Source organism: Acidiphilium sp. PM (assembly GCF_000219295.1).
GTDB lineage: Bacteria > Pseudomonadota > Alphaproteobacteria > Acetobacterales > Acetobacteraceae > Acidiphilium > Acidiphilium multivorum.
In genome coordinates this window covers 1-5,481 of record NZ_AFPR01000018.1, presented here as the reverse complement: position 1 = coordinate 5,481, position 5,481 = coordinate 1, and the positions used below count along the sequence as shown (strand labels likewise).

At 65.9% G+C, this 5,481-nt stretch carries 6 protein-coding genes; all 6 read left to right on the top strand.

All coding sequences use genetic code 11. The features are described 5' to 3' along the window. Positions 1-687: 2-oxo acid dehydrogenase subunit E2 (locus APM_RS00540; RefSeq protein WP_007421402.1), on the top strand; the 687-nt coding region annotated here is incomplete at its 5' end. After that, the gene (locus APM_RS00535) at positions 684-1,193 is read left to right on the top strand and encodes a GNAT family N-acetyltransferase (RefSeq protein ID WP_007421401.1); all 510 of its coding nucleotides are present in this window, start codon (positions 684-686) and stop codon (positions 1,191-1,193) included. The genes APM_RS00540 and APM_RS00535, both read left to right, overlap by 4 nt. Before the next feature lie 10 nt (positions 1,194-1,203). Beyond that, positions 1,204-2,601 (top strand): dihydrolipoyl dehydrogenase, encoded by a 1,398-nt coding sequence (gene lpdA, locus APM_RS00530; RefSeq protein WP_007421400.1) that lies wholly within the window; start codon positions 1,204-1,206, stop codon positions 2,599-2,601. A 6-nt stretch (positions 2,602-2,607) separates the two neighbouring features. Beyond that, entirely contained in the window at positions 2,608-3,570 is a 963-nt protein-coding gene (gene lipA / locus APM_RS00525) for a lipoyl synthase (RefSeq protein WP_007421399.1), read from the top strand. Between the two features lies 1 nt (position 3,571). Continuing rightward, complete coding sequence (locus APM_RS00520) at positions 3,572-4,042, top strand: type II toxin-antitoxin system RatA family toxin (RefSeq protein WP_007421398.1); 471 nt, start codon at positions 3,572-3,574, stop codon at positions 4,040-4,042. A 1-nt stretch (position 4,043) separates the two neighbouring features. Next, on the top strand, positions 4,044-5,102 hold the full coding sequence (locus APM_RS00515) for a low specificity L-threonine aldolase (RefSeq protein WP_007421397.1): 1,059 nt from the start codon (positions 4,044-4,046) through the stop codon (positions 5,100-5,102). The last annotated feature ends 379 nt before the right edge of the window (positions 5,103-5,481 follow it).

The window sequence follows — 5,481 nt, the reverse complement described above, 5'->3', positions numbered from 1 at the left end:
GCGATCCCGCATTCCTCGATGCGCAAGGTGATCGCGAAGCGCTTGCAGGCCGCGAAGCAGACCATTCCGCATTTCTATCTGTCGATGGATGTCGAGCTCGACGCCCTGCTCAAGCTGCGCGCCGAGCTGAACGCGCAATCCCCCAAGGAGGGGCCGGGCGCGTTCAAGCTCTCGGTCAACGACCTGATCATCAAGGCGGTCGCCGTCGCCCTGCGCCGCGTTCCGGCGGCCAACGCCTCGTTCACCGAGGAGGCGATGATCCGTTATCACGACGTGGACATCTCGGTGGCCGTCGCGATTCCGGACGGGCTGATCACGCCGATCATCCGCAAGGCGGACCAGAAAGGCCTGGCCGCGATCAGCAACGAGATGAAGGATCTCGCCGCGCGGGCAAAGGCCGGCAAGCTGAAGCCGGACGAATTCCAGGGCGGATCGTTCTCGATCTCCAATCTTGGCATGTATGGCATCAGCTCGTTCTCGGCGATCATCAACCCGCCGCAGGGCGGCATTCTCGCCATCGGCGCCGGCGAGAAGCGGCCGGTGGTGAAGGGTGAGCAGATCGCCATCGCCACGGTGATGACCGTCACCCTGTCCTGCGACCATCGCGTGGTGGATGGCGCGGTCGGCGCCGAATTCCTCGCGGCGTTCAAGTCCATCGTCGAACAGCCGCTGGGGCTGATGCTTTGAGCGACCATTCGGCCGGTGTCGCTTCAGGGGCGGCGGCAACGCTTCGCCCTGCGGCACCGGCCGACATCGCCGCGCTGCTCGATCTCGTTCACGCGCTCGCCCTTTATGAAAAGGCGCCCCACGAGGTGGAGATGACCGCGCCGATGCTGCACGAGGCGCTGTTCGGCCCGCAGCCTCTCGCCCGCGCCGTGCTGGCCGAGGCCGATGGTGCGGTCGCCGGTTTCGCCCTGTTCTTCACCAGCTTCTCGACCTGGACCGGCCGGGCCGGGCTCTATCTCGAAGACCTGTTCGTCCTGCCCGCGGCGCGGGGCCGGGGCATCGGCCGCGCCCTGCTGCGCCATCTCGCGCGCGAGGCGGTCCGGCTCGGCTGCGCCCGGCTCGAATGGTCGGTGCTGGACTGGAACCGCCCCGCCATCGATTTCTATCAATCCCTCGGCGCCGTCCCGCTCGATGAATGGACGCGCTACCGTCTGAAGGGCGAGGCCCTCGCCGCCCTTGCCGCATAGGAGCAGAACAATGACCGATCAGAGTTTCGACGTGGTGGTGGTGGGCGGCGGCCCCGGCGGCTACGTGACCGCGATCCGCGGCGCGCAGCTCAAGCTGAAGGTCGCCCTGGTCGAGCGCGAAAATCTCGGCGGCATCTGCCTCAACTGGGGCTGCATTCCGACCAAGGCGCTGCTTCGTTCCTCCGAGATCAACCATCTGCTCCACACCTTGCCCGAATACGGTTTCTCCGCCGAGAACGTGAAGTTCGATCTCGACAAGGTGGTGAAGCGCTCGCGCGGCGTGGCAAAGCAGCTTTCCTCGGGCGTCGCCCATCTTCTGAAGAAGAACAAGGTGACGGTGTTCGACGGCACCGGCCGGCTCGCCGGCAAGGGCACGCTCGCGGTCGAGAAGGACGGCAAGCCGGTCGCCACGCTGAAGGCGAAGCACATCATCCTCGCGACCGGCGCGCGCGCCCGCGTCCTGCCCGGCATTGAGCCGGATGGCCGGTTCATATGGTCGTATCGCGAGGCGATGGTGCCGGACATCATGCCGAAATCCCTCGTGGTGATCGGCTCCGGCGCGATCGGCATCGAGTTCGCGAGCTTCTACCGCAACATGGGCGCCGAGGTGACGGTGGTCGAGGCGCTGCCGCGCATCCTGCCGGTGGAGGACGAGGAAATCTCCGCCTTCATGCACAAGCAGTTCGAGAAGCAGGGCATGAAGCTGCTCGTCGGGGCGAGCGTGAAGGGCGTCGAGAAGGGCAGGGACAGCGTGACCGTCACGATCGAGGCCGGCGGAAAGGCGCAGAAGATCACCGCCGAGCGGGTGATCTCCGCGGTCGGCATCGTCGGCAATGTCGAAAATCTCGGCCTTGAGCAGGCCGGCGTGAAGGTCGAGCGCACGCATGTGGTGGTCGATGGTTTCGGGCGCACCGGCGTCGAGGGCGTCTACGCGATCGGCGATCTGACCGGCCCGCCCTGGCTCGCCCACAAGGCCAGCCACGAGGGCGTGGTCTGCATCGAGCATATCGCGGGGCTGAAGCCGCATCCGTTCGAGACCTGGAACATCCCCGGCTGCACCTATTGCCGCCCGCAGGTCGCCTCGGTCGGCATGACCGAAGCAAAGGCGAAGGAAGCCGGCCGCAAGGTGAAAATCGGCCGCTTCCCCTTCATTGGCAACGGCAAGGCGATCGCCATGGGCGAACCCGAAGGCATGATCAAGACCGTCTTCGACGTCGAGACCGGCGAGCTCCTCGGCGCGCACATGGCTGGCGCCGAGGTGACCGAGATGATCCAGGGCTACGTGGTCGCCCGGCAGCTCGAAACCACCGAGGCCGAACTGATGCACACCGTCTTCCCCCACCCCACGATCAGTGAAGCGATGCACGAATCGGTGCTTGACGCGTATGGACAGGTCATCCACTTCTGATCCGTCATGCGCGTCGAGATCGATCACCGGAATTCGGGGGGCGGCAAGCTCCGCCATCCGGAAAAGCAGCACAGGCCGGATAACCCGATCCAGCGGAAACCCGCCTGGATCCGGGTGAAGGCGCCGAACCATCCCGTCTATCACGAAACCCGCGCGCTGATGCGCGAGGCCAAGCTGGTGACGGTCTGCGAGGAGGCGGCCTGCCCGAATATCGGCGAGTGCTGGTCGCAGCGCCACGCGACCATGATGATCATGGGTGAAATCTGCACCCGCGCCTGCGCCTTCTGCAACGTCACCACCGGCCAGCCGGCGCCGCTCGCCGCCGACGAACCGGCCCGCGTGGCCGAAGCCGTGGCCCGGCTCGGCTTGCAGCATGTGGTGATCACCTCGGTCGACCGCGACGATCTCGATGATGGCGGGGCGGCGCATTTCGCGGCGGTGATCGGCGCGATCCGCGCCGCCGCACCCTCCACCACGATCGAGATCCTCACCCCGGACTTCCTGCGCAAGCCCGGTGCGCTGGAGGTGGTCGTCGCTGCCAGGCCGGACGTGTTCAACCACAATCTCGAAACCGTGCCGCGGCTCTACCCCTCGATCCGCCCCGGCGCACGCTATTACCAGTCGCTCCGCCTGCTCGACCGGGTGAAGCAGCTCGACCCAAGCATCTTCACCAAATCCGGCCTGATGGCCGGGCTCGGCGAGGACCGCGGCGAGGTCGGCCAGGTGATGGACGACCTGCGCATCGCCGATGTCGATTTCCTCACCATCGGCCAGTATCTCCAGCCGACCGTGAAACACGCCGCGGTCGACCGGTTCGTCACCCCCGACGAGTTCGCCGATCTTGCCGCCATGGCCCGCGCCAAGGGGTTCCTGATGGTGTCGGCGACGCCGCTGACCCGCTCCTCCTATCACGCGGATGCCGATTTCGCCGCCCTGCGCGAAGCCCGGGCCGCCCGGCACGCGGCCTGACATGCCGCGCTACACCGAGCGGAAACTGGTCCTCTACCAGCCCGGCCAGATGTTCGATCTCGTGGCCGATGTGGGGAAATATCCGCAATTCCTGCCCTGGTGCATCGGCGCGCGCGTCCGCTCGCAGCGCGGCGATGAAATGCTGGCGGACCTGACCATCGGGTTCGGTCCGTTCCGCGAGAGTTTCACCTCCCGCGTGATGCTGAACGCGCCCGAGCATATCCATGTCCGCTACGAGAACGGCCCCTTCCGCTACCTGCGCAACGAGTGGCGGTTCCTGCCGGACGAACGCGGCACCATGATCGATTTCTATGTCGATTTCGAATTTCGCAGCCTGATCCTGCAGAAGGCCATCGGTGCGGTGTTCGCCGAGGCGGTGCGCCGGATGGTCGCGGCATTTCTGAAGCGCGCGCGCGATGTTTACGGCACGCCGCAGTCCGGCGCCGATCTCGCGGCACCCGCCGAGGGCTAGGATGTACGCCCCGCTCCGGCCCGATCCTTCGTTGCCGCCGGTGCGCATCAATCTCTATTCTGATACCCAGACCAGACCGTCGCCGGCGATGCGCGAGGCGATGCTCGGCGCCGAAGTGGGCGATGAGCAACTCGGTCTTGATCCGTCCGTGAATGCGCTCTGCGAGCGTGTGGCCGCCATGCTGGGGAAGGAGGCGGCAATGTTCCTGCCCTCCGGGGCGATGTGCAATTCGGTGGCCATCCTTACCCATTGCCGTCCCGGCGACGAGATCATCGCGCACGAGACCGCGCATATCATCGAGGCTGAGGGCGGAGCCCCCTGGGCGCTGGCGGGGGCGCGCGTACTCGGCCTGCGGGGCGCACGGGGCATGTTCTCGGCCGACGATCTTCGCGCCGCGCTGACGATGCCTTCCCGCTATGCCGCGCCGCAGGCGCTGCTGGAAATCGAGCAGACGGCCAATCTCGGCGGCGGCACGATCTGGCCCTTGGCTACTCTTCGTGATCTCGTCGGCATTGCCCGCGCGGCCGGAATGGCAACGCACATGGATGGCGCGCGCCTGATGAACGCCGTGGTCGCGAGCGGAATCTCCGCCGCCGCCTACGCGGCGCCGTTCGACACCGTGTGGATCGACTTCACAAAAGGGCTTGGCGCCCCCCTCGGTGCCGTTCTGGCCGGTTCAGCCGACCTGATCGATCGCGCCTGGCGGTGGAAGCAGCGCCTGGGCGGTGCGCTCCGGCAGGCCGGAATCTGCGCTGCGGCCTGCCTGTATGCGCTCGATCATAACGTGGACCGGCTGGCCGAGGACCACGCGAATGCCCGCGACCTTGCAGCAGGGCTCGCGGCGATCGGCGGTCTCAACGTCGAACCGCCGGAGACGAATCTGGTCTATGTGGATGTCGCGGCTTCAGGCCGCACTCCCGGGGACTGGGCGGCGGCGCTTCGCGCGCAAGGGATCATGGTTTCGGTGATGGGGGCGACCAGGCTACGGCTATGCACCCATCTCGACGTGACCGGCACCGATATCATCGAGACGATTGCCGCCTTCCACAACCTTGCCTGAGACGGGCGACTTCTTCCGCATCGCGTGATCACGGTGCGACCGGCGCGATACACCTCCGACCACCGCTGTGCAGGCCACCACGAAATATTCGCAGAAAGGGAGCCTCCTGGAAGAAGCTCCCTTGTCCGTTTACGGGTCAACTTCAGTTGAGCCCGTGTTCGCGGTCATGAGGCACATTTGGCTGTGTGTGGCTTGGGCAAGTGTTTGATTTGATTGGATTGAATGATCGTGGAGTGGGCGGAATCTGCGCCAACACATAGACACACGACTCTCAGTCTTGTGTCTTTTATGCCCTGACGAGATACGCTATTCGATAGGCATGTATCTGCGTGTCACCCAGCGCCGGAACCGCGACGGCTCCACGGTCCGCTACTATGGT

Coding starts and splice junctions, on each gene's coding strand:
- lpdA (WP_007421400.1), top strand. CDS start 1,204: ATGACCGATCAGAGTTTCGACGTGGTGGTGGTGGGCGGCGGCCCCGGC.
- APM_RS00520 (WP_007421398.1), top strand. CDS start 3,572: ATGCCGCGCTACACCGAGCGGAAACTGGTCCTCTACCAGCCCGGCCAG.
- APM_RS00515 (WP_007421397.1), top strand. CDS start 4,044: ATGTACGCCCCGCTCCGGCCCGATCCTTCGTTGCCGCCGGTGCGCATC.
- lipA (WP_007421399.1), top strand. CDS start 2,608: ATGCGCGTCGAGATCGATCACCGGAATTCGGGGGGCGGCAAGCTCCGC.